The organism is Luteibacter mycovicinus (genome assembly GCF_000745235.1).
GTDB classification, from domain to species: Bacteria; Pseudomonadota; Gammaproteobacteria; order Xanthomonadales; family Rhodanobacteraceae; genus Luteibacter; species Luteibacter mycovicinus.
Genome location: NZ_JQNL01000001.1, coordinates 538,176 through 560,835, shown reverse-complemented (window position 1 = coordinate 560,835; position 22,660 = coordinate 538,176). Strand labels below are relative to the sequence as shown.

The window sequence follows — 22,660 nt, the reverse complement described above, 5'->3', positions numbered from 1 at the left end:
CGTATGCTCCTGTGGTGCTGTGGGTGACCGGTGTTGTAGTGAACTATAACACCAGATTTTCAGTCGTCAACGGAAATTTCGTTAATTTCCATATGACTTATGGCCTAGGCCGAATGGCCGTGCCGCGCTGTGCTGGTGCGGTGCGTCGGCAGGCACCCCTTCTGATGCGGGGTTTTCCCAAAAGGTTTAGCGGGAGCCCTGCCCGCGGTTCCCATACGAAAACGGCCGGCTCCAAAAGAGCCGGCCGTCAGCCGAACGATGCCGCCCGAAGCCTTACAGCTCCGCGCGGAACTCCACACCGATAATCCGCGGGTCGTTGACGAACGCCGTACGGTTATTGAAGTCGATGCCGCCGGTGATCACCTTCTTGTTGGTGATGTTGCGGCCGTAGAACGCGACTTCGCGCTTGCCGAAGTCCCAGTTGTAACCGACACGGATGCCGCCTTCCAGGAACGGCTTGCTCTTGAACTCCGCCGAGTCGTACAGGAAGAAGTTCACTTCGCTGCGGTAGTTCCAGTCGGTGTAGACGAAGAACTCGCCGCTCTCGCCGTACGGGATGCCGTAGCGCGCGGTCCAGGTGCCGATCCACTTCGGGGCATTGGGCAGCGTGTTGCCATTGATCAGCGCATTGCCCGACAGGTTGAGCGGGTCGAGCACGGTGCAGCCGCCGCCGCAGGGTGCGATGGCGAGATCGCGGTCCTTCAGTTCGGTGTGGTTATAGCTGCCGCCGGCGGTCATGTAGAACTGCGGGGTCAGGTAAGCCTCGAGATCGAACTCGGCACCGTAGCCTTCGGTTTTTTTCGCATTGATCAGCTGCGTGACGTTGGTCGCGCCGCCGACGGCCGTCAGCTGCTGGTTGTGCATGTTGTACTTGTAGACGTCCGCGTTGAAGCGCAGCTTCTGGTCGTCCGTGGTCGACTTGAAGCCCACTTCGTACGAGGTGATCGTCTCCGGCTTGGCCGTCGAGATGCTGTTGGCGAAGTTGATCCGGCCCTGCACGCTGGGCGCACGGAAACCGTTGGCCACGCGAGCATAAACGTTGGCGTTCTTCGACAGCTGCCACGTTCCGGTCAGGTCGCCGCTCCAGCGCGCATCGGTGGGATCGGAGGTCAGCGGACCCACCGGGCCCGTGAAGCCGAGGAAGCGCTCCGCCTTGAACTCACGCTTGTCGTGCGACCAGCGCGCACCGGCGCGTACGTCGAACGTATCGGTGAAGTTGAAGTCCGCCGAGCCGAACACCGCCCAGGCCTTCGTGCGCTGGCTCTGATCCACCCAGCCGTTGAGCACGTGGTTATTGAGCGTGTCGTACGAGAAGTTGCTGATCGCGATGTCTTCGTCGAAGTAGTACGTGCCGACCTGCCACTTCAGGCGATCCGACGCGTCGTTCGACAGGCGGAATTCCTGAGTGATCTGGCGGTCCTTCGGCAGGGCGTCGGCCGTTTCCGAGAAGAACGGCGTGGTGCGGTTCGTGAAGCTGCTCCGGGCCGGGGTTTCGGAGGCGTCGTAGCCGCCGTCGACGTCGCCGAGGCTGTACGTGGTCGCGCGCTCGAGGCCCGTGATCGACGCGAAGTTCAGGTCGCCGAAGTGCCAGTTCAGGTGCAGGTTGCTGCCCCAGGTGAACAGGTGCTGCTTGTTGTTGCCGTCCTGCGAGACGGAGTCGCGATCGAAGCCGGGCACGAACTGATCGCCGCCGGGGGTAATCGCGTTGGCGCGGTTGACCATCGCGCTGCCGTCGAGCCAGCGGGCGTGGACGTTGATCAGGGCGTCGAAATCTTCCGTTGCCTTGTAAAGCGCCTGCAGGCGGACCGCGCGATCGTTGTAACCGCCGAGGTCGTCCTTCTTGCCCTTGTAGTCGTTGTCGATCCAGCCGTCCCGGTGCTGCGCGAGTGCGGAGACGCGGCCCGACCAGCTGGAGCTGAGCTTGCCGCCGAGAGCGGCTTCGGCATTGGCCGTGCCGTAGGAGCCATAAGACACGCGGGCGTAGCCTTCGGTTTCCTGCGTCGGCTTGCGCGACTCGAACTTGATCACGCCAGCCGGCGAGTTACGGCCGAACAGGGTGCCCTGCGGGCCGCGCAGTACTTCGACCTGCTCCAGATCGAACAGCGGGAAACCCTTGAGAATCGGGTTTTCCTGGACGATGTCGTCGTAAACCATCGACACCGGCTGCGACGCGTTGAGGTCGAAGTCGCTGTTGCCCAGACCGCGAATATAGAAGCGCGGGAACTCGCGACCGTAAGAAGTCTCGGCATAGACGCTCGGCGCGCGCGAAGCGAGCTGCAGCACGCCGTCACCGGCCTGGCCGAACGACTCGAGTTTTTCGGCCGTGACCACCGTCATCGAGATGGGCACCTTCTGCAGGTCTTCGGTGCGCTTTTCGGCGGTGACGTTGATCGTCTCGAGTGTGGCCGACTTGGTTTTGCCGGGGGCCTGGCTGGTGGGCGTGGCGTCCTGGGCGAAGCTCGAACCGGCCGCAAGGACGGTGGCGATGCTCAGGGCAATGGCGAGGCGACGCGGCATGCGGCGCGTGCTGGCATGGGACATGGTGTTGGTTTCCGCCTGGGTGGGGGTACTTGGGTGGGAAAACGAGCCTCGCCAACGTACGAACCGTTCGTACGGTGCCAAATCCCCTGGCGGGGCCCGAACCCGCAAATTATCCCCTGTGACGCTGTCATGACGAAAGCGTTGCATTGCAAAAACTTACTGCCGCGTCACGAAATCGCGGGCTGTCACGGAAGTGAAACGAGGGCTCGATACCTTGCGCCCCGTCCGACGCCTTGTCGGTGTTTTTAACCATTAAACGTCATGATCGACGACGTTTGAGGTTTTTCTCAATACTTTCGGAGCATGCTGGAATGAAGAGACTTCCCCTTGCCGCCGCCTTCTGGACCATGTGCGGAACCGCGGCCGCCGAGGGCGTGCCTCAGGCAGCCATCGAGTTGTATGTGGACTCGGAGACCCGCCAGATCTTTGCGGAACCCGGCCCGGGTCGCACGCGTCTGGGCAGGTTCGCCCAGGTCAGCGACAACCCGGCGCCTGCCGCCGTCACGGCGCCCGCTGTCGCGGACGCGGGGATCGCCGCTCCACGTGGAGCCGCGTCGGCGTCGGCAAGCGTGGCGAGTGCCGCAAAGCCGGCTTCGTCGTCGAAAGCCTGGTACGACAAGATCGGGATCCGCGGCTACGTGCAGATGCGCTACAACCAGGAACTCGGCGATGACGCGAAGGACCTGAAGTCGCCCGGCGATCGCTACATCGGCCGCGAACAGGGCTTTGGCATCCGTCGGGCCCGTGTGGTGATCAGCGGCGATGTCACCGACAAGATGTCGATCTACATCCAGCCGGACCTCGCCAGCACGCCGTCGGGCTCGAGCACGGGCAACTTCGCTCAGTTGCGCGATGCCTACGCGGACCTCTGGCTCGACAAGGACAAGACCTTCCGCATCCGCGCGGGTCAGTCGAAGATTCCGTACGGCTGGGAAGACCTGCAGTCGAGCCAGAATCGTCTGGCGCTGGATCGCGCGGACGCGCTCAACTCCGGCGTACGCGACGAGCGTGACCTGGGCGTGTTCTTCTACTGGACGCCGAAGGAGATCAAGGAGCGCTACGCGTACCTGGTCAAGTCAGGGCTCAAGGGCTCCGGCGATTACGGTGTCTTCGGTATCGGCGTCTATAACGGGCAGGGCGCCAACCGACCGGATCGCAACGACCAGCTGCACTCGGTCATCCACTTCTCGTATCCGTTCAAGTTCGCCAACGGGCAGTTCCTCGAAGTGGGCGCGGATGCGTATTCGGGTCGCTACAAGGTGAGCACCGCGTCGGCGACGATCGACGGCCGCACGTTCACGCCGGTGGTCGACGCGCCCGAAGCAGGCTCGACGGATCGTCGCGTCGCTGCGCACGTCGTGTATTACCCGCAGCCGTTCGGTTTTCAGGCGGAGTGGACGGTCGGAAAGGGGCCGGAACTCGATGTGGCCAGCCGCACCGTCCGGACGAAGTCCTTGCGGGGCGGCTATGCGCAGGTGATGTACAAGTTCGATGGCGATGCCTATGGATCGCTGATTCCCTACGCGAAATGGCAAACGTATCGCGGCGCGGCCAAGTTCGATAACAACGCGCCGAAGATGTCGGTGGACGAGACGGAGCTGGGCGTGGAGTGGCAGCCGTCGAGCGCCGTGGAACTGGCGGTGGCGTGGGCGAACATGCGCCGTACCGATGTGAGTGCGGCGCCGTACCGGCGGATCGACGGGCAGCTGCTGAGGGTGCAGCTGCAGGTCAACTACTGACGCTCCTGCCGCGCGGGGTAGGGGCGCGCCTGGATCGGGTTATTTCTTCTTGGTACCCGCCGCCAGCGATTTTTCGCGTATCGCCTTGAACTCGCTGCCTTCCTTCCACTCCGGCCATACATCGCTGTCGGCCAGCTTTTCGCCCAGCGCGTAATACGCCTTGACGTTCTGGATCACGCCGTCGAAGTTCCAGCGCATGTCGTACGCGTCGGTGGGCTGGTGGTAGTGATTCTTTGTGTAATCCTCGGCCGCCGCTTCACCCGCGGCCTTGCCGCCCTGGACCATGTCGATGCCACCACCGGCGGCCAGGGCGGGTACGCCGGCCTTGGCGAAGTTGAAGTGATCCGAGCGGAAGTAGTGGCCCTTCTCGGGCGTGGCGTCACCACTGACGACACGGCCATCGGCTTTCAGCACATCCGCGAAAATGTCTTCCAGCGTGCCCTGACCCAGGCCGGTCACTTCCATGTCCTTCGTCGCTCCCGTGATCGGCAGCGCGTCCATGTTGATGTCGGCGACCGTTTTCGCGAGTGGGAAGGGCGGGTGGGCGACGTAGAATTGCGAGCCCAGCAGACCCGATTCCTCCATCGTCACCGCCGCGAACACGACGGTGCGCTTCGGTTTCTCCTGCGCGAACTTGCCGGCGATCTCGAGCATGGCGGCGATGCCGGTGCCGTTATCGACGGCGCCGTTGTAGATCTGGTGCCCCTTCAACGATGGATCGTGGCCCAGATGATCCCAGTGCGCGGTGTAGACAACGGCTTCGTCGGGCTTCTCGCTGCCCTTGATCATGCCGATCACGTTGTTGCTGAGCGAATGCGAGATGGTGCTGTTGAGGTGGATGTTCGCCTTCGCGTCCAGCGGCACGGCCTTGAAACCGCGTACATCGGCCTGTTTGGCCAGGTCGTCGAAATTCTTGCCGGCCTTCGCGAACAGTCGTTGCGCCGCTTCATGCGTGAGCCAGCCGGCCACGGGCAGTCGGGGGCCCGGCGCCTCGCTCTCGGGCAGATCCAGACGCGGCATGGTCCAGCCACTCTGCACCACGTTCCAGCCGTAGGCGGCCGGCTCGGTCTGGTGGACGATGAACGCGGCGGCGGCGCCCTGACGTGCGGCCTCTTCGAACTTGTATGTCCAGCGGCCGTAGTAGGTCATCTCGCGACCCTTGAAGAGCCTCGGGTCGTTGCCGTTCCAGCCCGGGTCGTTGACCAGGATGACCACGGTCTTGCCCTTCACGTCGACGCCGTCGAAGTCGTTCCACTGGGCCTCCGGCGCGTTGACGCCGTAGCCGACGAAAACCACGTCCGAATCCTTCAGCTCCACATCGGCCCTGGCCTGGAGCGTGCCTACGACCATGTCCTTGCCGAAGGCGAAGTCCTCCTGGGCGCCGCCCTCGGCGACATCGAGCTTCAGGGTGTCCTGGTCGTTCAACGCCGTGGAGACCGCGGGCACGGTCTGCAGCCAGTCGCCCTTGTTGCCGGGCTCCACGCCCATGCGCTTGAACTGCTCGACGATGTAGTTGGTGGTCAGGCGCTCGCCCAGCGTGCCCGGCTTGCGGCCGTCGTACTCGTCCGAGGATATCGTGCGCAGGTGAGACGCGAAGTCGCCGGCCGTGATCTCCGGGCTGAAATCGTGGTGTTCGTTAGCGACGGCGGGCAACGGCGGGGGCGGGGAGGTGGACACCCTGGCCGGGCCCGGCGCGGGTGCCGCGGCGGTCTTGTCTTCATCGTGGGACTGGCAGGCCGCCAGGGTCAGGGCGGTCAGGCAGGCGAGAGCGAGTCGACGCATCGGCGGGCATACCCTTGTGGATGAGATGGTCCCCGAGTGTAGCCGCATCGTCGGCCCTGTCGCCCGGCCTCAAGCATGGTCATAATGGACGGTTTTCCTGTCCGGAAACGCCCACATGCGCATCGGCATCGACTTCGGCACCAGCTACTCGGCCGCCGCCGCGGTCGTCGACGGCCAGCTCGAACTGGTCCGCTTCGGCGACGCCCAGCAATTTCGCACCGCCGTGTTCTTCCCCGAGGTCGTCCCGAATATCGACGACTTCGTGCTGACGCCGGCCCTTGAGGCCCAGGTGGACGCTTTCGTGCGCGCCTCGCGTGCGGATGAACGCCAGTCAGGGCGTACCCCTCGCCCGGAAGGCGATCTGCGCCGCGACGCGATCCGGGTAGTCCGCCGCCAGTGGATGGAGGAGCGGACCCGGGAGGCCTCGGCATCGGTGGCCAGCTTCCAGGACGCCCTGTTCGGCGAGGAGGCGGTCGAGGCTTACCTGGAAGAGGGCACCGGCAACCTGATCGAATCGCCCAAGTCGATGTTCGGCTACAAGCTGGATCCCCGTGTCCGCAAGACGATCGTCAGCATCGCGGCGCACATTCTCGAGCACGTCCGCCTGGTGGCGACCCGCCAGTTCGGCACCCCGGTACGGGCGGCCGTGATCGGTCGCCCCGTGGAATTCCGCAGTTCGATGGGCGCGGCGGGTGGCGAGCAGGCGCTCTCGATCCTGCGCGAGGCGGCGGGCATGGCCGGCTTCGACGAGGTCTCGTTTCTCGAGGAGCCCGCGGCGGCGGCCATGCATTACCACCTGTCCCTGCCGGAGCGGCAGAGGGCCATCATCGTCGACATCGGCGGCGGTACCACCGACGTGGCTTATGCCGAGCTGGGCGCGGGCGAGACGCCGGTCATGCATCGCAGTTGGGGCTTGCCGCGCGGGGGTACCGATCTGGATGTCGGCGTGAGCCTGCACAGCTTCATGCCTCTGTTCGGCAAGGACACCACCGGCGTTCCCGTGCACCACTTCGTCGAAGCGGCCAGCGTGCACAACCTGCCCAAGCAGCGCGAGTTCCGCAAACAGGACTACCGCTTCGTCGATGAGCCGTTCCGCTCGCGCCTGCAGGCACTGCAGGGCACGGGCTCGACGACGCGCCTGAACCAGTCGGCGGAACGGGTAAAGATCGGGTTGTCGGCCAGCGACTCCACAACGGCTTCGCTGGACTTCATCGAGCCAGGCTTGGCGATCCATGCGGTGTCGGCGGATTTCGACGCGGCTTCCGAGGACTTCCTCGATCGCATGGCGCGTTTGCTGAGCGAGGCAAGTGCGGATCTGGACGAGGCGCCTCGCAGCGTTTTCCTGACCGGCGGCACCTCGCGTTCGCCACAGGTGCGCGCGCGGGTGGGCGCCAGCTTCCCCGGCGTGGCGGTGGTGCATGGGGACCCCTCGCTGGGCGTTGTCGCAGGACTGGCCCAGGCGGCACTTTTGCCAATTTCATCAAATGCTTGAGTGAACGTTAGGCCTATTCGGCAAATTCACACACCACTAGCATTTCTTGCCTTACATGAGTAGTTATACGGTCTGACGTCGTCTCACTCGAATGTGTGAGGGCGATTGGCTAGGGAGATGCTGCGGACAGGCAGAGTGCCTGTCCCCGGGACGGTGGGGGTGTAGACGTATGGCTACGATGAATCGCTGGGAGGACCGCACATGAATCGTCCTTCCGATGTACAGGGGCTCGAGGATTACGACCTGGTGACGCTGGGCGCCGCCCTGGGTGTATGCGACGTCGATCTTCTCACTCTGAGTCCGGCGCGACCTCGCGCCGCGCTGTCCTCGAAGTCTCATGACGGTGTCACCTATGTCACCGCGCACCTGGACTTCGACGTGCGCGGGACACTGACCGTTCCTGAAGATGCCTGCATGCTCGTATATCTGCACGAGGCAGGTGAACGAAGCTGGTGCCAGGGCATCAGCGTGGAATCGGAAATGGCGGTGACCCTGCTCAGGGGAACACCGACAGATTTCATGTTCGAGCGAGGCACGCGCTTTACCCTGGTCGTGGCCCCGTACGCACGGTTCCGCTCCCGGTTCCTCGCCTCCGACCATGCCGACGTCGACATGGCGGCCCAGCGACTGCGTCTGTTTTCGGTCAACTCCGATCATCTCAAGCGGGCTTACAGGCAAATCGCCGACAGGCTGCGTGAATCCGACGACGTGGCTTTCGGTCCGGTCGAGGATCTCCTCGACGAGCACATCCGTGTCGCACTCGGTTCGTCCCCGGAAGACCGCCCGGTGGCCTCGCGCGGGCGGCGTGCGCACTATCAGGTCATGCGACGGGCGGAACGTTTCATGCGGGCCAACCTGCGCCGCGATATCTACTCGCAGGAGCTCTGCCAGGCGGCAGGGGCCAGCGAGCGCGGCTTGCGCTACGCCTTCGACGACCTGCTCGGGATCCCGCCCAACCGCTATCTGGCGATGCTTCGGCTGTGCACGGCCCATCGCAGCCTGGTCACCGCGGAAGCCGGGCGTCGTTCGGTCAAGTCGGTGGCATTGAGCTGCGGCATGTGGGATCTGTCTCGCTTCGCTGAGAAATACCGCAGCGTCTTTGGCGAGCAGCCACGCGAGACACTGACCCGAAGCGCACCGGCGGAAGACCTCACGGTTGCCGAGGAGTACGACGGCTGGTGACGTAGGGGTAAGCGTCGGACAGAGGCGGTCCGTCCAACTCCGGGTTGCCTTCCGGTCGGCGTAGGGGTATTGGTATGGGCGTCCATACTTTGCTTCATATGCCGAAACGACTCGATATACGGCTCATCGCACCCTCTGGTTATGCGGAAGACCGCGCTGCTGGTCAGCGCGGGATCGAACGTCTCCAGGCCGCAGGCCATACCATTCTGGGCACCGATGTGCTCGACCGCGTCTCGCTGCGTTTCGCCGGGAGCGATGCCGAGCGCGCGTCGGAGATCAATCGCCTGGCCGATGCGGGGCGGGCGCTCCCGGATATCGTGATGGCCACCTGTGGTGGCTACGGTGCCGTGCCGCTGCTGGATCGCCTCGACTACACCGGGTTGCGGGAGCGCTTCGCCGACGAGCAGTGCGCCTTCGTCGGCCACGGCGAGTTCACGGTGCTGCAGTGCGCCCTGCTGGCCTGTAGCGGAATCAGCTCGTTCCATGGGCCCATGCTCGTGCCGGACTTCGGCGCCGATTATCTGCGCGAGACCACCTGGCGGCAGTTCTGGCTCACGGTGCTCTCGCCGCGTGCGGATTTCGAGTGGCTGTGCCCGGATACCCAGACCGACCTGCGCGCCAGCGGCACGTTATGGGGCGGTAACCTCTCGTCCCTGTGCAGCCTCACCGGTACGGCTTATCTGCCCGACATCGAGGGCGGCATCCTCTATATCGAGGAGAGCGGCGAACAGGCCTTTCGTATCGAGCGAATGCTCTACGAGCTGAAGTTGAGCGGCGTCATCGACCGGCAGTCGGCCATCTTGATCGGTGGCCTGGGCGGCCAACGCGTCAGCGAGTACGACAACGGCTACGACATGGAACACGCACTCGAGCGTTTCGCGGACATTGCCGAGACCCCGCTCGTACGCGGTCTGCATTTCGGCCACGGGCCGGACAAGGTCACGCTTCCCTTCGGCGCGCCTGCCGAACTGCGCATCGTCGACGGCAACGCGTTGCTCTCCGCCCGCGGATACCACTGCGCGGGCGGATCGCGCATGCCATCCTGATCACGCCAGCGCAGTGACCTGCGTGGCGCCGATGACACCGATGAAAACGATGGACAGCACCCAGAAGCGTGCCGGGTCGCGCCACACGCATACGCCCAGACACACCAGGCCAAGCACGCAGGAAACGATGCCCGCGGCGGTGAGTCCGACCGCGACGAGCGAGGGGTCGCCACCGCCGGATGCGATGAGCATCGGACGGAAGATGGCGTACCAGGCAAGGACGAGGCAGGCGCCTCCGACAATGCCTAGCAGCCAGTTGGCGGGGTGATTCTTCGGCAGCATGTTGATGCCGAGAAAAATGGCGAGAACAGCGACAGCGAAAACGACGAGCAACAAAGCCATGCGTTAACCCCTTTGTCATTGTCTTGGCCGGCGATCCCCACCGCCGGGCCGTTTCCCGAGCATGGCCCATCGCGCAGCCAAGGTCATGCTGCGGCGCGGGAACGGGGTTTCGTCGGCCCATGGCCGGTTTCGTCGGATCGGCCCTCATCGGGCGCCGGGGCCGTCGTATGCTCGCCGCACTTTCAGGACGCGGGTGGCTGTGATGGCATGGGGCAGGAGTGTCAGATTTCTGGGGCGCATCGCGGTGGCGTGGGTCGCCGCATGGTGCGTCATGCTCGTGGTCTGGAACGCGCTTGGCTGGAACCATGGCGAGCTGCCGTGGATCTTTACCTTTCTGTGGTTCGTCGGTCTGCTGATCGCACTCGGAAGGGGCGTCACGCATCTCTACCGCGTGCGGACCATCGCCGGCCGTATCGATGCGGAGACGTTGTCGAACCGTCAGCGCCGTCGTGTCGAGGTGCCTCATCCCGCCGACGAAGCCTACGCCCTCGTCGAGAGCGTTATGCGCGATCTGCCTGACGTCCACGAGGTCGCGGCGGCCCGCGGCGGCCTGCAGGTGCGCGCCGTCATTCGCGGACCGGAGCACGAGCGGCCACGTCTTCGTGGGCGCCAGATGCCCCGGCTGCCGATGGACGTCCAGACGCGCATCTCGGCGACCATCACGCCCGCCGACGGATCATGCAGCGTCATGTTCGTCTGTGAGCCGGATGCCGGTGCCTGGAGCGACTGGTTCAACCCCGACCGTGGCGCCTCGCTCGAGTACGTGGAAACCCTGGTGCGCGCCTTGACCCAGCGCCTGGCCGAACGTCGTAACCGGGAACGCGCCGACGTGCGCCAGACCACGATGGAAAAGGAACTGACCGCGGCGCAGCTGGGATTGCTGCAGGCACAGGTCGAACCGCACTTCCTCTACAACACGTTGGCCAGTGCCCAGGAACTCGTCCGTACCGACCCGGCGCGCGCCGATCGCATGCTGGGCCATCTCATCGATTACCTGCGTCGCTCGCTTCCGCGCACCGATGGTTCGCTCTCGACGCTGGCGCAGGAGCTCGAACGTTCCACGGCGTGGCTGGAGATCATGAAGCTGCGCATGGGCGAGCGCCTCACCGTGCATGTCGATGTCCCGGCACCTATCGCGGATACGCCGATGCCGTCGATGATGCTGCAGACGCTGGTGGAAAACGCGATCAAGCACGGGCTCGAGCCGAAGCCTGGTGGCGGCGGCATCTGGATCCGCGCGACGCTGGATGGTCCCTCGCTGTCGCTCACCGTGGCCGACGATGGCGTCGGCTTCCGCAGCGAGGGCTCGGGCACCGGTATCGGCCTGAAGAATCTGCGTGAACGACTGCGCCTGACCTACGGTGCCCTGGCCACGTTCGCTATCGGCAACAATTTTCCGCACGGCGTCGCGGCGACCATCATGCTGCCGGCCCGGGGAGTGAACGACCGTGCCTAAATGCATCGTGGCCGAAGACGAGAAGCTGCTCGCCGCCGCGCTCCAGCGTGAACTGGCACAGGCATGGCCGGATCTGGACATCGTGGCGGTCTGCGAAGATGGCGGCGAAGCGCTGGATGCCATCGCGACGCACCGTCCCGACGTCGCTTTTCTCGATATCCGTATGCCGGGTCTTACCGGTATGGAAGTCGCCGCGGCGGCGGCGGATGCCAGCCCGACGACGCTCGTCGTGTTCGTGACCGCGTATGACCAGTATGCCGTCGATGCCTTCGAACGTGGCGCGGTCGATTACCTGTTGAAGCCGGTGGTGGCGGATCGACTGGTGCAGACCGTGAGACGCCTGCGCAGCCGGCTCGCCGAAGCGGAGCGTCATTCACGCCGTACGGGCGACCTGGCGAAGGATCTGATCGGCCGTTTCGATGAGCCCACCGACGAACCGCTGACCTGGATCACGGCGGGAGCGGGGAAGGCCACGCGTCTGATTCTCGTCGACGACGTGATCTATTTCCGCGCGGACAACAAATACACGCTGGTGGCCACCGCGGAGGGCGATGCCTTGCTTACGAGGCCGATCCGCGACCTGCTGCGTCAGCTGGATGCCAGGACGTTCCGGCAAATCCACCGGTCCACGATCGTCAATCTGCGCCAGGTAGCATCGGTAGAGCGAGACGACAGCGGTAAAGGCTGTCTTCGCCTGCGCGGTCGTCCCGAAACGCTGAGCGTCAGTCAGCCCTTCATGGCCATCTTCCGGGCCATGTGACGAAGGAGAACGTCATGCGATGGTTCCTCGCGATTTTTTACTGCTTTCTGAATCTTGCCGGTTGCACGGACTCGCAGAACCGCGTCATGGTGGTGACCGCGAAGGAAAACGGCCACGTGAACCTGGACAGCCGAACGGAGGTGCGCATGGGACGCGCGCGTTTCGCCTGCGAAGCGAGCGATTCGGGGCAGTGTCATTACACGGTGTTCGACGGGGATAAGCCGCTGCGGAGCTTCGTGCTCGCGGTGCGCGAAGAGCGGCGGGTGGATGGCTTGCCCGGTGGGTTCGCGCAGTGCGTGACGCGCGACGGAGCAAAGATGTCGCCGACCTGCAAGGCCATCTGAAATCGTAGGAGCGCGCCTCGCGCGCGACTGGAAGTTTCGATCGTGCCCCATCGCGCGCGAGGCGCGCTCCTACGTGGATCGCGACACGCTGATTACCGCGGCACGACCGTGAACGTGATCTTCGACGGGTGTGCCGCGTCGTGGTGCACCGCGTTATGCGCGATCACGCCGCTGGTCTCATCGAAGTTGTTCCCACCCGTATTCAGGTTGCGGTCGAAGCGCGGGAAGTTGCTGCTCGAAATCGCCACACGCAGCTTGTGTCCCGGATAGAAGAAATTGCTGGTGTCGATCGGCTGGAACGTCACCTTGTACACCTCGCCATCCTTCATCCACACCGGCGGCTTGTCGTAGCCCTCGCGGTAACGCATGCGCTGGATGTTTTCGGTCAGGTTGAAGGCCTTGCCGTCGGTGCCGACGTCCATCACCTTGAAGGTGAAGTCGGTATCTTTCGCATCGGACGACACATACAGCGTCACGGTGATCGGACCGCTGACTTCCGTGCCTTCCTTGAACGGCTCGGAGTCGTAGACGAGGATGTCGTTACGCGTGAGCTGCGGGTTCTGGTCGAACGAGCCGAACTTCACGGCATTGCCCTGGCAGCAACCGCCACCGCCCAGTGTCGTCACCGGGTTCATCGGATCGTAGAGGAAGTGGTCCGGCTGATCGGTGCCTCCCGCCGCCGTGACCAGCTTGCCGTCGCCGTAAAGCGTGTTGGCCCTGCCGCCGCTGGTAAAGAACAGATCGCGCGTGGTCGCGTTCGCCGGCGGCCACATGGTCGCGTTGTGCCACTTGTTCTCGCCCATGACGTAGTACATGACCTTGGGCTGCTTATCGACGACGGGGCTGTCGACGCCCTTGAGGAACTTGTCGAACCAGCCGTAGACCAGGCTGTCGTAATCGAAGCGCGCATCGCCGACGTCGAGGTCGCCGATCATGGTGTGCTCGGTCGCGCGGCTGAATGCGCAATGCAGCACCGGCGCGATCACCGCGTACTGCTCGTCCGCGATCTCCTTCGGCGCCGTCGCACGCACGTGGTTGTACGCGGCCAGGTTGGGCGACACGGACACGTCGAACCAGCTCATGAACCACAGGCCCGGCTTGTTGATATTCATGTTCTCGTGCCACAGACCGCCCTTGTACCAGGCGGGACTGTTGGGCGTGCGCGCGATCATGTTGCCGCCGGTCGGCACGTCCATCACATCGGCGAAGATGCCCTTCGGGCCGTCGACCGCCTTGAGGATGTCTTTTTCCGGCAGGTGCCAGAACGCCTGGTCCCAGTCCACCGGCGGCATCTGCGGGTCGAGGTCGAAGGCCTTCGATGCACGGATCAGATCGGCCTGCGAGGTGTTCGCCGGGAACATCGGGCGCACCTGGTTCTGCTCACCGTAGATCCAGGCCTGGAACAGCATCTGCACCGCACCGCCGCGGTACCAGTTGCCCTGCTCGTAGTAGGGGCCGACGCGACCGACGCCCGCACCGAAGCCCTGGACGTTGAACGTGGCCAGACCTGGCTCGTTCTCGGCCACCACGGCCATCTGCCATTCCGCGGTGGACGAGCAGCCCGTGGTGCCGACCTTGCCGTTGGACCACGGCTGCGAGGTCATCCAGCGCACGGCGTCGACGCCGTCACTGAGCGGCGCGCCGAGGATGTCGTAATTGCCTTCGGAGAAGTAGTGGCCACGCTCGTTCATGTCGACGTACGCGTAGCCGCGCTTCACGGCGGCGAGCTGGCGCGTCATGTCGCGCGGCGCGCCGAGCTTCACGTCCCAGAAGTTGAAGTTGTAGGGAGTACGGACGAAGATCGTCGGCACCTTACCGGTCGCGTTCTTCGGACGATAGACGTCCGCCGCCATACGCTTGCCGTCGCGCATCTTCACCATCACCTTGCGGTCGACGACGGCGATGTCCTCGAGTTGCTGCTCGGTCTCGATGCGCTTGGCGATGGTCGCCTTCTGTTCCGGCGTGAGCGTCGTCTGCTGTGCGGCAACAGGGGCCGCGATCAGAGCCAGACAGCAGGACGCCAGGCCGACCGACAGCGCGGTCCTGACAGAGTGGAGGGCAGGGCGCGGGGTTCGCATCTGGCGAAGCCTATTTCAGGGACGGTTCATCGAGTCTGACAAAACGGTCCGGTCAGAACAATGCATGACTTCCGGCAGGGGCGGGCTGCCATGCAGACGTCCGCTGCCGGCGATCGCACGAAGCGACCGACATCGATGAGTGTGTCCAGTCCGGTTACGTCACGGCGCTCCATGCATACGAATCCATCGACAACACGCCGTAGGTCATTCCGCCGTGCAGCACCTCGAACCGGTCGGCCTCGTCGCTGGCGCCGAAAGCCACGAGCAAGGGCAGATAATGTTCTTCCGTCGGATGCGCGCGCTCGGCGGACGGAGCGATCCGCCGATAGTCTTCGAGTGCACCCGCATCGCGCGCGACGAGGCGTTTGCTCGTCCAGTCCGCGAAGGCCTGAGCATACGGCGCGACATCTGCCGTCATGCGGATGTCGTAGAGGTTATGCGTGAGGCTGCCCGAGCCGACGATCAGCACGCCGCGATCGCGCAGGGGACGCAGCGCACGACCCAGCGCGAGCGCACCGGCAGCGTCGAGGTCGTACGGCATGGCGAGCTGGAAGACGGGCAGCGTGGCGGCGGGCAACAGGAAGCGCAGCGGCGACCAGGCACCGTGATCCCGCGGGCGCGTCGCATCGGCGTGCACCGTATAGCCTGCCTCTTGCAGCAGCAGGGCCGTCTCCCTCGCGACGTCGGGCGCGCCCGGAGCCGGGTATTGCAGGCGATACAGCGCCTCGGGGAAACCGCGGAAGTCGTGCAACGTGGCCGGCCGCTCTCCGGTCATCACGGTCAGTCCCTGGGCCTGCCAGTGGGGCGAGACGACGAGTACCGCACGGATATCGATCAGGCGGGCGCCAAAGCGTTGCAGTGCGGGCCCGAGCAGACCGGGATCGAGTGCGAACGTGGGCGCGCCGTGGGAGATGAAGATGACGGGAGTGGTGGACATGGCAGGCGGTTCCTCTGCGGATATCGTCACGATATTGGTTCCTCCGGCGCGGATAAACGGCGTTTTGAACGAACCAGTGTTGCGCTTTATGAGACACTCCGGATGTCACGGCATACGGGGTAGGACGTGGACAAGGTCCAGGAAATGAGCAGCTTCGTGGCGGTCGTCGATGCCGGGAGCTTCGTGGGCGCGGCTCAGGCCACCGGCTTCACCAAGGCCGCCATCTCGCGCCATGTCGCCGACCTCGAAAAACGGCTGGAGGTGCGGTTGCTCCACCGGACCACCCGGCGGCTGTCGCTGAGCGAGGAGGGACGTCTTTTCTACGCAAGGGCGCGCGAGCTGCTGGCCGGGATCGCCGAGGCGGAGTCGGAGCTCACCGCCCGGCATGGCGAGGCCAGTGGCCTGCTTCGCATCACGGCACCGCTGACTTTCGGTGTGCTGCATCTTGCGCCATTGTGGGCGCGGTTCGCGCAGGCGCATCCCAAGGTGTCTCTGGACATCACGTTGTCGGATCGCGTGGTCGATCTGGTCGAGGAAGGCTACGATCTTGCCGTTCGCATCTCCACGCTGGCCAGCTCGACCCTGGTCAGTCGCACGCTGGGGACCACGCGGATGATCCTGTGCGCGTCTCCCGCTTACCTCGCCGCCCACGGCGCGCCCGGGCGTGTCGCCGACCTGGCCCGTCACGCCGTACTCGGCTACAGCTACTGGCCGGATGACTGGCAGTTCGTGCACGAGGGGGCGGTAGAGCGCGTCACGGTGCGCCCGGTGATTCGAAGCAATAACGGCGATACCTGCCGTATTGCGGCATTGGCCGGTCAGGGCATCACGTTGCAGCCGGACTTCATCGTGGGACACGACGTGCGCGCGGGGCGCTTGCACGAGGTGTTGCCGGGGCACGCCGCGGGCGTCATCGGCATCCACGCCGTGTATCCGTCGCGCAAGCACCTGCCGGTGAAGGTGCGTCGACTGGTCGACTTTCTCGCCGAGTCCTTCAAGGACGTGGACTGGAGCGCTGGCTGAAGCTCAGGCTTCCGGAGCCGGGATGCCGTGCCGGTGCAGCATGTCGGCAATCTCCGCGCTGACCCAGTCGAAGTGCTCGTCGCCGGCGGCTTCGAGCACGGCGTTCGACTGCATCGCGAACTCCGGCCAGAAAGCGTCGCGGTCGGGGTTGTCGCGCAAGCCGGTGGTCACCTCGCTGTCGAGGCGTTCGAGCATCTGGCGGAGTTCATCGCGGTTCGTCATGGACGGAGCGTACCCCCACGATGTGTCTGCCGCATGTAAAGGAGGGGGTTGACCTCGAGCGCGCTTGAGGTTGTTCAATGGGTGTCTCGCACATCGCAGGAGACCCCCATGCGCATCACCCGGATCACCCTTCCTTCCGTCGATGTCGGTGCCTGTGTGGCCTTTTATCGCGACGTCATGCAGCTCCCTGTCGAAGGGCGGCTCGTGCGGGTCGGCTGGACGACCCTCGAGATCGTGCCTGCGACGGCCGATACGGGCTCGGTCCATCTGGCGTTCAACGTATCGCCTCGCCGCTTCGAAGCCGCCTTTTCCTGGCTGCGCGAGCGAGCCCTGCTGCTGCGGGATCCCATGGACGAGGAGCGTTTCCGGCTGGGCGGTGCCTGGCGGTCGGATTCGGTCTACTTCGCCGGGCCGCATGACGCGGTGCTCGAGCTGATCGCGCGGGACGCGCTGGCGGACACCTTCGACGACGCCTATGAGGACGGTGTCGATGGCCCGTTCCACGGCATGGAGATCGCCTGCGTCAGCGAAGTGGGCCTGCCCACGGACGATGTGCCCGCGCTTGTGCGGGACATGGTGACGCGATTCCGCATCGCACCGTTCGGCGAGTCGTCCGACCTGTTCGCCCCTCTGGGCGATCACGAGGGCCTGTTGATCCTCGTCGACCGTGACCGCCGCTGGTTCCCCGACCTGCGTCGCGTGCCCGGCGCACTGGGCCTGCATGTCACGCTGGAAGGCGCGATGCCAACCGGCCACTTCGCCGATGCCAACGGCTGGTTGCTGACCGCGCGGATGGCCAAGACCGATGGCCGGTCACCTCGACTATCCTTGCCGCAAGCGGTACGTCCCGCCGCGTCGGCCTCACCATGTCATCGACAGAAACGTTCAAATTCGTCCTGATCCTTCTGGTCGCGATCGTCGCGCTCGAGCTCATCGCGCGACGTCTTCGCCTGCCTACCGCGGCGGCGTTGCTGGCCGGTGGCATCGGCATCGCCTTCCTGCCTGGCATACCGGCGGTGAGCTTCGATCCCGAGCTCGTGCTGATCGTTTTCCTGCCGCCGCTGCTGATGGACGGAGCGTTCTATACGGTCTGGTCGGACTTCCGCCGCTACCTCGGCGGCATCCTCTGGCTGGCGGTGGGGGCGGTCGTGTTCACCACCTTCGCCGTCGGTGTCACGGTGCATGCGGTGTTGCCGTCGCTGCCATGGGCGGCATGTTTCGCACTCGGCGCCGTCGTTTCGCCGCCGGATGCTGTCGCCGCGAAAGCGGTGCTGGGCAAGGTGAAGCTGCCGCGTCGGCCGATGGTGTTGCTGGAAGGCGAGAGCCTCCTCAACGACGCGACCGGGCTGGTGCTTTTCCGCTTCGCGGTGGCCGCCGCCCTGACCGGTGCCTTCAGCGCTCAGGGCGCGGTGATGAGCTTCGCCGGCCTGGCGCTGGGTGGCATCGCGGTGGGTGCGCTGATCGGTGCGGTCGTCGTCCTGGTGCTGCGCCGGATGGATCAGGTATTTCTCGCCATTACCGCGTCGTGCCTCTCGCCATGGGCCGCTTACATCGGCGGTGAGGCCGTGCACGTGTCCGGCGTGATGGCGGTGGTGACGACCGGCATCATCTTCGGCTGGTACCAGCACGAGGTGTTCTCGGCGAACATCCGCGTCCGTGCGACGACCTTCTGGGCGGTGATGATCTTCCTGCTTGAGGCGCTGGTCTTCATCCTGATCGGCTTCTCGCTGCGCGGTGTGGTGGAGCGGCTGGGTGGCCTCGGCGATGCGCTGCAGGCGCTGGGCCTTCCCATCCTCGCGGTGGTGGCCGCCGTGATTCTTTCCCGGTTTGTCTGGGTGTATGCCACGGACTATCTGCGTCGGCCGCTCGCACATCTGATCGGACGTGGAGCCGCGCCGCCGTCGCCACGTGAATCGTTTTTGCTGAGCTGGGCGGGGATGCGTGGGGTGGTGACGCTGGCCATCGCATTGTCGTTGCCTGAGGAAATGCCCGGGCGCGACCTGACCCTGGCCGCTGCGTTCGCGGTGATTCTCGTCACCGTGGTGTTGCAGGGCGGCACGATGGGGCCGGTGATTCGCTGGCTCGGCCTGGACCGTGTGGTGCATGTCGACATGGCGCATCTGACCGAAGGGCAGGCAGGTGCGTTGATCGATGCCGCGCAGCTCGAGGCGGTGAAGGCGCGTGCCTATGGCGCGGATGGATCGTTGATTCATCCGCGTCTGCTGGAGCAGTACACGTACCGCGCGACGATCGCTGAGCGGTTCGCTGCCGCGCCGCAGGACTTTACCGGCGGTAGGGAATCACATTATGACGTGATCCTGGCGGCGATCGCGGCGGGGCGCGTGGAGCTGCTGAAGCTGCATCGGGCGGGGCGGATTCATGACGATCTGCTGCATTATCTGGAGCGGGATCTGGATCTGCAGGAGATCGCTGCGGAGAATGATCGGCAGAGTCCAGTGTGAATCCTCGGAGGTGCTACCAGGTCGTTTCGGAAGATGTTGGCAGGGAGTCGTCGGCTGCCGTGCCTGGAGCGCTTCCGCACGAAGGCGAAGGCCGTAGGAGGACTTAGCGACAGGCATGGCAGCCGACGGCTCCCTCGCCCCGAGTCCACAAAAAAAGGGCGCCGCATCACTGCGGCACCCCTCAGACACCACATCACCAAAAAATCAGCGACGTGACTTACGCTTCCGACGCCGGACCAGAAACACAACCAGCCAAAGCACCAGGACAGCGACAACCACACCCGCCACCATCAGGTACGGCGTCAGCTTAAGCAGCAACGGCTTCGGCCCACCCGCACGGATCGTCGCGACATCCTCGGCCGTCGCATGCACCGCCGGATTACCGAAGTGCTCTTCCACATAGTTGACGACCGCAGCCACCTGCGCATCCGTCATGTCGTACTCGAACGCCGGCATCGACACATGCATGTCGGCACCCTGACGGTCGAGGCCATGAAGCACCGCCATGATCAGGTTGTCCGGACGCGACAGACCTACCGCACGGTTGTGGCTCAGCGACGGGAAATACTGATTCTCCGTCCCCTTGCCGCTCGGCTGATGGCAGCTGGCGCACGCGCCGCTGTAGAGCGCGGCACCGTCCACGGTGTCATGCACGCCGCGCACATCCGGTCCGGTGGCGGCATCCCCACGCAGCGGCTCCAGCGTCGTCGTCGGGGGCAGGGCGCTGCCACCTTCGTATGCATACGAAGCTTTGGTGTCCGCCGGATCGCGGATCGGCCTGACCGTCTTCAGGTAGGTCGCCATCGACTTGATGTCGTCGTCTGACAGGAAACGCAGGCTCTGCTCCACGGCTTCCGCCATGCCGCCCCCGGCCTGGCCCTTGCCGTGCACGTGACCGTTCTTGAGATACGCCGCCAGTTCGTCTTCCGACCAGCCGCCGATGCCGCTGACCGGATCGGAGGTGATGTTCGGGGCGAACCAACCGTCGATCGTGGCACCACCGAGGTACGCGTCCTGGCGTTCCGCCATGAGCAGGTTACGCGGCGAGTGGCACGAGCTGCAGTGACCCAGCACGTCGACAAGATAACGACCGCGTTCAGTGCCCGTGGCGTCGATGGCCGCGGGCTTGTGCAGGAACATCAGGTTCCAGCCGGCCATCGTCCAGCGCATGCTGTACGGGAAGGCGAGGCGGGTTTCCTTCACCTTGTTGTCCACCGGCGCCACGCCCTGCATGAAGTACACATACAGCGCATGCATGTCGGCATCGGTGATGCCCGCATATGCCGTATATGGCATGGCGGGGTAGAGGTGGTCGCCTTTTGCGTTGACGCCCTCGCGTACCGCTCGGGCGAACTGCGCCTCACTGTAGCCACCGATACCATCGTCTTTCGACGGCGTGATGTTGGATGCGTAGATGTTGCCCATCGGCGAACCGATGCCGCGACCGCCGGCGAACGGCTTGTCCGGCGACGAGGTATGGCAGGCGGCGCAGTCGGCCGCGATGGCGACGCCTTTGCCACGGGCGATCAGCGCGTCGTTGTCATCCTGGGCAAGTGACGGCGCGGAGACGGCGACGGCGCCGACCAGGACGGCTGCTCGCAGCAGGCCGCGAAACAGGGAATTCGTGGCCATCAGATTTCCTTGTGAATCGTGTCGGCGATGCGGATCGACAGCGCGACGCCGGTGAGCGTCGGGTTGATCACACCGGAGGCGGGAATCACGCCGGTGGTGGCCAGGAACAGGTTGTCGTGATCGAAGGTGCGGCATTCGCCGTTGACGACGGAATCCTTCGCATCCGAACCCATGATCACCGTGCCCATGATGTGGTCGCGGTTCTGCCAGCCGCTCTCGTCTTCGACGATCTCGGCGTTGAACAGCTTGGCGAACCGGGCGTAGTCCTCCTTGGCGATGACCTTGCCGGCCTTCGCGTAGTCGTCCACGTCGTAATTCACGCGCAGCATCGGGATGCCGAGGGCGTCCTTCTTGTCGCTCGGCGTCACGCGGTTGGCCGGGTTCGGCAGCATCTCGAAGACGGTACCGACGTCGATCCAGCGCGACGCGTCGTGACGGATGCGCTCGTCCAGTTCGGGGCCGATCACGCCCTTCTTCAGCAGCCGCTCGGTGACCACGCGGTTCGGTACGGCGTTCGACATCGAGTGCTTGACCGCCGAGTGACGCTTGCGGAAGTCGCCATCGCGCCAGTTGAAGATGCCACCTTGCTGCACGGCGCCACGTCCCGGCCACAGGGGCTGGTCGCCGATCATCAACAGACCGATGCCGGTGTGGTCCATGAGGTTGCGGCCGACCTGGTCGGACGAGTTGGCGACGTCGGACATCAGCAGCAGCTTGGCCGTTTCCAGACCGTGCGCGGCCACGATGAAGTACTTCGCGGTCAGACGCGCGTCGGTGCCGTCCGGCTTGCGGTAATGCACGGCGACGATCTTGCCGCCCGCGCCTTTCTCGAGCTTGTACGCCGTGGATTCGGTGAGCAGCTTCGTACCCGCGCGCTCGGCGTGCGTGGCATGCATGTCGCCGCTGTACATCGCGCCGATGGGGCAGACCGGCATGCAGTTGTTGTTGCCGCAGCACGCGGGACGGCCGTCGTACGGCTTGGTCACGCGGCCATTGGGCTCATGGATGTAGTGGTAACCCGCGGGACCCAGGCGCTTGTTGAGCTCCTGATTCATGTAGGTCGTCGCGTCCGGCGGCAGCGGGTACGGCTTGGAACGCGGCGGCCATGCCTTGCCGCCCTGGCCGCTCTGGTCTTCCTCGCCGTTGCCGGCCACGCCCAGCGCTTCTTCAGCGCGCTGGTAGTAGGGCTCGAGCTCTTCATAGCCGATGGGCCAGTCACGACCGACGCCATAGAGCGTCTTCAGCTTCATGTCGTTGGGCAGGTAACGCCAGCAGGCGGCCGCCCAGTGCCACGTCGTGCCGCCGACCAGCTTCAGCATGCCCGGCCGGAATTCGAACGAGCCGGTGTTCTCGATATAGTCCGGCTCGAACGTGGTGTGTGCCCACGGTTCGTTCGGATACGGATCGTTGAAGTTGGACTTGCGCGACGAACTGCGGAAATTCTCGAGGATCTTCCAGCGCGGAATGCGCGAGCCGGCTTCCAACATGATGACCGAGTGGCCCTGTCTGGACAGCTCATAGGCAGCGTTGCTGCCGAGCGCGCCCGAGCCGATGACGACGACGTCGGCGTCGTATTGCGTGTTCATGGTATGTCCTGCGTGTGCGTGGGGGCGCAAGCGCCC

General features: G+C 64.8%; 18 protein-coding genes. 10 read left to right on the top strand and 8 right to left on the bottom strand.

The features are described from left to right. Positions 1–273 precede the first annotated feature (273 nt). On the bottom strand, positions 274–2,541 hold the full coding sequence (locus FA85_RS02445; RefSeq protein ID WP_239709072.1) for a TonB-dependent receptor: 2,268 nt from the start codon (positions 2,539–2,541) through the stop codon (positions 274–276). A 311-nt stretch (positions 2,542–2,852) separates the two neighbouring features. On the opposite strand from FA85_RS02445, the gene FA85_RS02440 reads away from it, so the two are divergent. After that, a complete protein-coding gene (locus tag FA85_RS02440) occupies positions 2,853–4,280 on the top strand; it encodes a porin (RefSeq protein WP_036112349.1) in 1,428 nt (475 codons plus the stop codon). Between the two features lie 39 nt (positions 4,281–4,319). Here FA85_RS02440 and FA85_RS02435 read toward each other — a convergent pair whose 3' ends face one another. Beyond that, positions 4,320–6,062 carry a M28 family metallopeptidase gene (locus tag FA85_RS02435; RefSeq protein WP_081907422.1) on the bottom strand — a complete coding sequence of 581 codons (1,743 nt, stop codon included), beginning with the start codon at positions 6,060–6,062 and terminating at the stop codon, positions 4,320–4,322. A 115-nt stretch (positions 6,063–6,177) separates the two neighbouring features. Between FA85_RS02435 and FA85_RS02430 the strand changes: the two genes are divergently transcribed. The 3 genes from FA85_RS02430 to FA85_RS02420 all read left to right on the top strand — a co-directional run bounded on the left by FA85_RS02430 (position 6,178) and on the right by FA85_RS02420 (position 9,782). Then, a complete protein-coding gene (locus FA85_RS02430; protein WP_036112351.1) occupies positions 6,178–7,554 on the top strand; it encodes an Hsp70 family protein in 1,377 nt (458 codons plus the stop codon). Between the two features lie 201 nt (positions 7,555–7,755). Beyond that, entirely contained in the window at positions 7,756–8,736 is a 981-nt protein-coding gene (locus tag FA85_RS02425) for a helix-turn-helix domain-containing protein (RefSeq protein ID WP_036112354.1), read from the top strand. Between the two features lie 74 nt (positions 8,737–8,810). After that, positions 8,811–9,782 (top strand): LD-carboxypeptidase, encoded by a 972-nt coding sequence (locus FA85_RS02420; RefSeq protein WP_239739776.1) that lies wholly within the window; start codon positions 8,811–8,813, stop codon positions 9,780–9,782. Here FA85_RS02420 and FA85_RS02415 read toward each other — a convergent pair whose 3' ends face one another. Next, positions 9,783–10,124, bottom strand: a complete 342-nt coding sequence (locus FA85_RS02415) for a hypothetical protein (protein WP_036112357.1) — start codon at positions 10,122–10,124, stop codon at positions 9,783–9,785. A gap of 202 nt (positions 10,125–10,326) precedes the next feature. Here FA85_RS02415 and FA85_RS02410 point away from each other — a divergent pair, with 202 nt between their 5' ends. The 3 genes from FA85_RS02410 to FA85_RS02400 are packed head-to-tail and all read left to right on the top strand — an operon-like array spanning position 10,327 to position 12,684. Beyond that, complete coding sequence (locus FA85_RS02410) at positions 10,327–11,580, top strand: sensor histidine kinase (RefSeq protein ID WP_036112359.1); 1,254 nt, start codon at positions 10,327–10,329, stop codon at positions 11,578–11,580. After that, positions 11,573–12,340 (top strand): LytR/AlgR family response regulator transcription factor, encoded by a 768-nt coding sequence (locus FA85_RS02405; protein ID WP_036112362.1) that lies wholly within the window; start codon positions 11,573–11,575, stop codon positions 12,338–12,340. The genes FA85_RS02410 and FA85_RS02405 overlap by 8 nt, the downstream gene beginning before the upstream one ends. 14 nt (positions 12,341–12,354) lie before the next feature. Then, positions 12,355–12,684, top strand: coding sequence for a hypothetical protein (locus FA85_RS02400; RefSeq protein ID WP_051943485.1), 330 nt, complete (start codon positions 12,355–12,357; stop codon positions 12,682–12,684). 92 nt (positions 12,685–12,776) lie between these two features. Here FA85_RS02400 and FA85_RS02395 read toward each other — a convergent pair whose 3' ends face one another. After that, a complete protein-coding gene (locus tag FA85_RS02395) occupies positions 12,777–14,762 on the bottom strand; it encodes a CocE/NonD family hydrolase (RefSeq protein WP_081907423.1) in 1,986 nt (661 codons plus the stop codon). Positions 14,763–14,916: 154 nt separating this feature from the next. After that, the gene (locus FA85_RS02390; RefSeq protein ID WP_036112365.1) at positions 14,917–15,699 is read right to left on the bottom strand and encodes a dioxygenase family protein; all 783 of its coding nucleotides are present in this window, start codon (positions 15,697–15,699) and stop codon (positions 14,917–14,919) included. A 126-nt stretch (positions 15,700–15,825) separates the two neighbouring features. Here FA85_RS02390 and FA85_RS02385 point away from each other — a divergent pair, with 126 nt between their 5' ends. Beyond that, positions 15,826–16,722, top strand: a complete 897-nt coding sequence (locus FA85_RS02385) for a LysR family transcriptional regulator (protein ID WP_036112368.1) — start codon at positions 15,826–15,828, stop codon at positions 16,720–16,722. 3 nt (positions 16,723–16,725) lie between these two features. Here the strand turns inward: FA85_RS02385 and FA85_RS02380 are convergent, their stop codons facing one another. Continuing rightward, the gene (locus FA85_RS02380; RefSeq protein WP_036112371.1) at positions 16,726–16,944 is read right to left on the bottom strand and encodes a hypothetical protein; all 219 of its coding nucleotides are present in this window, start codon (positions 16,942–16,944) and stop codon (positions 16,726–16,728) included. Between the two features lie 108 nt (positions 16,945–17,052). Between FA85_RS02380 and FA85_RS02375 the strand changes: the two genes are divergently transcribed. Continuing rightward, on the top strand, positions 17,053–17,844 hold the full coding sequence (locus tag FA85_RS02375; protein WP_239709068.1) for a VOC family protein: 792 nt from the start codon (positions 17,053–17,055) through the stop codon (positions 17,842–17,844). Next, positions 17,811–19,406 carry a Na+/H+ antiporter gene (locus FA85_RS02370; protein ID WP_036112374.1) on the top strand — a complete coding sequence of 532 codons (1,596 nt, stop codon included), beginning with the start codon at positions 17,811–17,813 and terminating at the stop codon, positions 19,404–19,406. The genes FA85_RS02375 and FA85_RS02370 overlap by 34 nt, the downstream gene beginning before the upstream one ends. Before the next feature lie 204 nt (positions 19,407–19,610). Here the strand turns inward: FA85_RS02370 and FA85_RS02365 are convergent, their stop codons facing one another. Beyond that, the gene (locus FA85_RS02365; RefSeq protein ID WP_036112376.1) at positions 19,611–21,038 is read right to left on the bottom strand and encodes a c-type cytochrome; all 1,428 of its coding nucleotides are present in this window, start codon (positions 21,036–21,038) and stop codon (positions 19,611–19,613) included. Continuing rightward, positions 21,038–22,624: a GMC family oxidoreductase gene (locus FA85_RS02360; protein ID WP_036112378.1), complete on the bottom strand. Its 1,587-nt coding sequence runs from the start codon at positions 22,622–22,624 to the stop codon at positions 21,038–21,040. Before FA85_RS02360 ends, FA85_RS02365 begins: the two co-directional genes overlap by 1 nt. Positions 22,625–22,660: the final 36 nt, after the last annotated feature.

Excerpts from the sequence above, each read along its gene's own strand:
- FA85_RS02445 (WP_239709072.1), bottom strand. The coding sequence starts at position 2,541 with ATGTCCCATGCCAGCACGCGCCGCATGCCGCGTCGCCTCGCCATTGCC.
- FA85_RS02440 (WP_036112349.1), top strand. The coding sequence starts at position 2,853 with ATGAAGAGACTTCCCCTTGCCGCCGCCTTCTGGACCATGTGCGGAACC.
- FA85_RS02435 (WP_081907422.1), bottom strand. The coding sequence starts at position 6,062 with ATGCGTCGACTCGCTCTCGCCTGCCTGACCGCCCTGACCCTGGCGGCC.
- FA85_RS02430 (WP_036112351.1), top strand. The coding sequence starts at position 6,178 with ATGCGCATCGGCATCGACTTCGGCACCAGCTACTCGGCCGCCGCCGCG.
- FA85_RS02425 (WP_036112354.1), top strand. The coding sequence starts at position 7,756 with ATGAATCGTCCTTCCGATGTACAGGGGCTCGAGGATTACGACCTGGTG.
- FA85_RS02420 (WP_239739776.1), top strand. The coding sequence starts at position 8,811 with ATGGGCGTCCATACTTTGCTTCATATGCCGAAACGACTCGATATACGG.
- FA85_RS02415 (WP_036112357.1), bottom strand. The coding sequence starts at position 10,124 with ATGGCTTTGTTGCTCGTCGTTTTCGCTGTCGCTGTTCTCGCCATTTTT.
- FA85_RS02410 (WP_036112359.1), top strand. The coding sequence starts at position 10,327 with ATGGCATGGGGCAGGAGTGTCAGATTTCTGGGGCGCATCGCGGTGGCG.
- FA85_RS02400 (WP_051943485.1), top strand. The coding sequence starts at position 12,355 with ATGCGATGGTTCCTCGCGATTTTTTACTGCTTTCTGAATCTTGCCGGT.
- FA85_RS02395 (WP_081907423.1), bottom strand. The coding sequence starts at position 14,762 with ATGCGAACCCCGCGCCCTGCCCTCCACTCTGTCAGGACCGCGCTGTCG.
- FA85_RS02390 (WP_036112365.1), bottom strand. The coding sequence starts at position 15,699 with ATGTCCACCACTCCCGTCATCTTCATCTCCCACGGCGCGCCCACGTTC.
- FA85_RS02380 (WP_036112371.1), bottom strand. The coding sequence starts at position 16,944 with ATGACGAACCGCGATGAACTCCGCCAGATGCTCGAACGCCTCGACAGC.
- FA85_RS02375 (WP_239709068.1), top strand. The coding sequence starts at position 17,053 with ATGCGCATCACCCGGATCACCCTTCCTTCCGTCGATGTCGGTGCCTGT.
- FA85_RS02370 (WP_036112374.1), top strand. The coding sequence starts at position 17,811 with ATGTCATCGACAGAAACGTTCAAATTCGTCCTGATCCTTCTGGTCGCG.
- FA85_RS02365 (WP_036112376.1), bottom strand. The coding sequence starts at position 21,038 with ATGGCCACGAATTCCCTGTTTCGCGGCCTGCTGCGAGCAGCCGTCCTG.
- FA85_RS02360 (WP_036112378.1), bottom strand. The coding sequence starts at position 22,624 with ATGAACACGCAATACGACGCCGACGTCGTCGTCATCGGCTCGGGCGCG.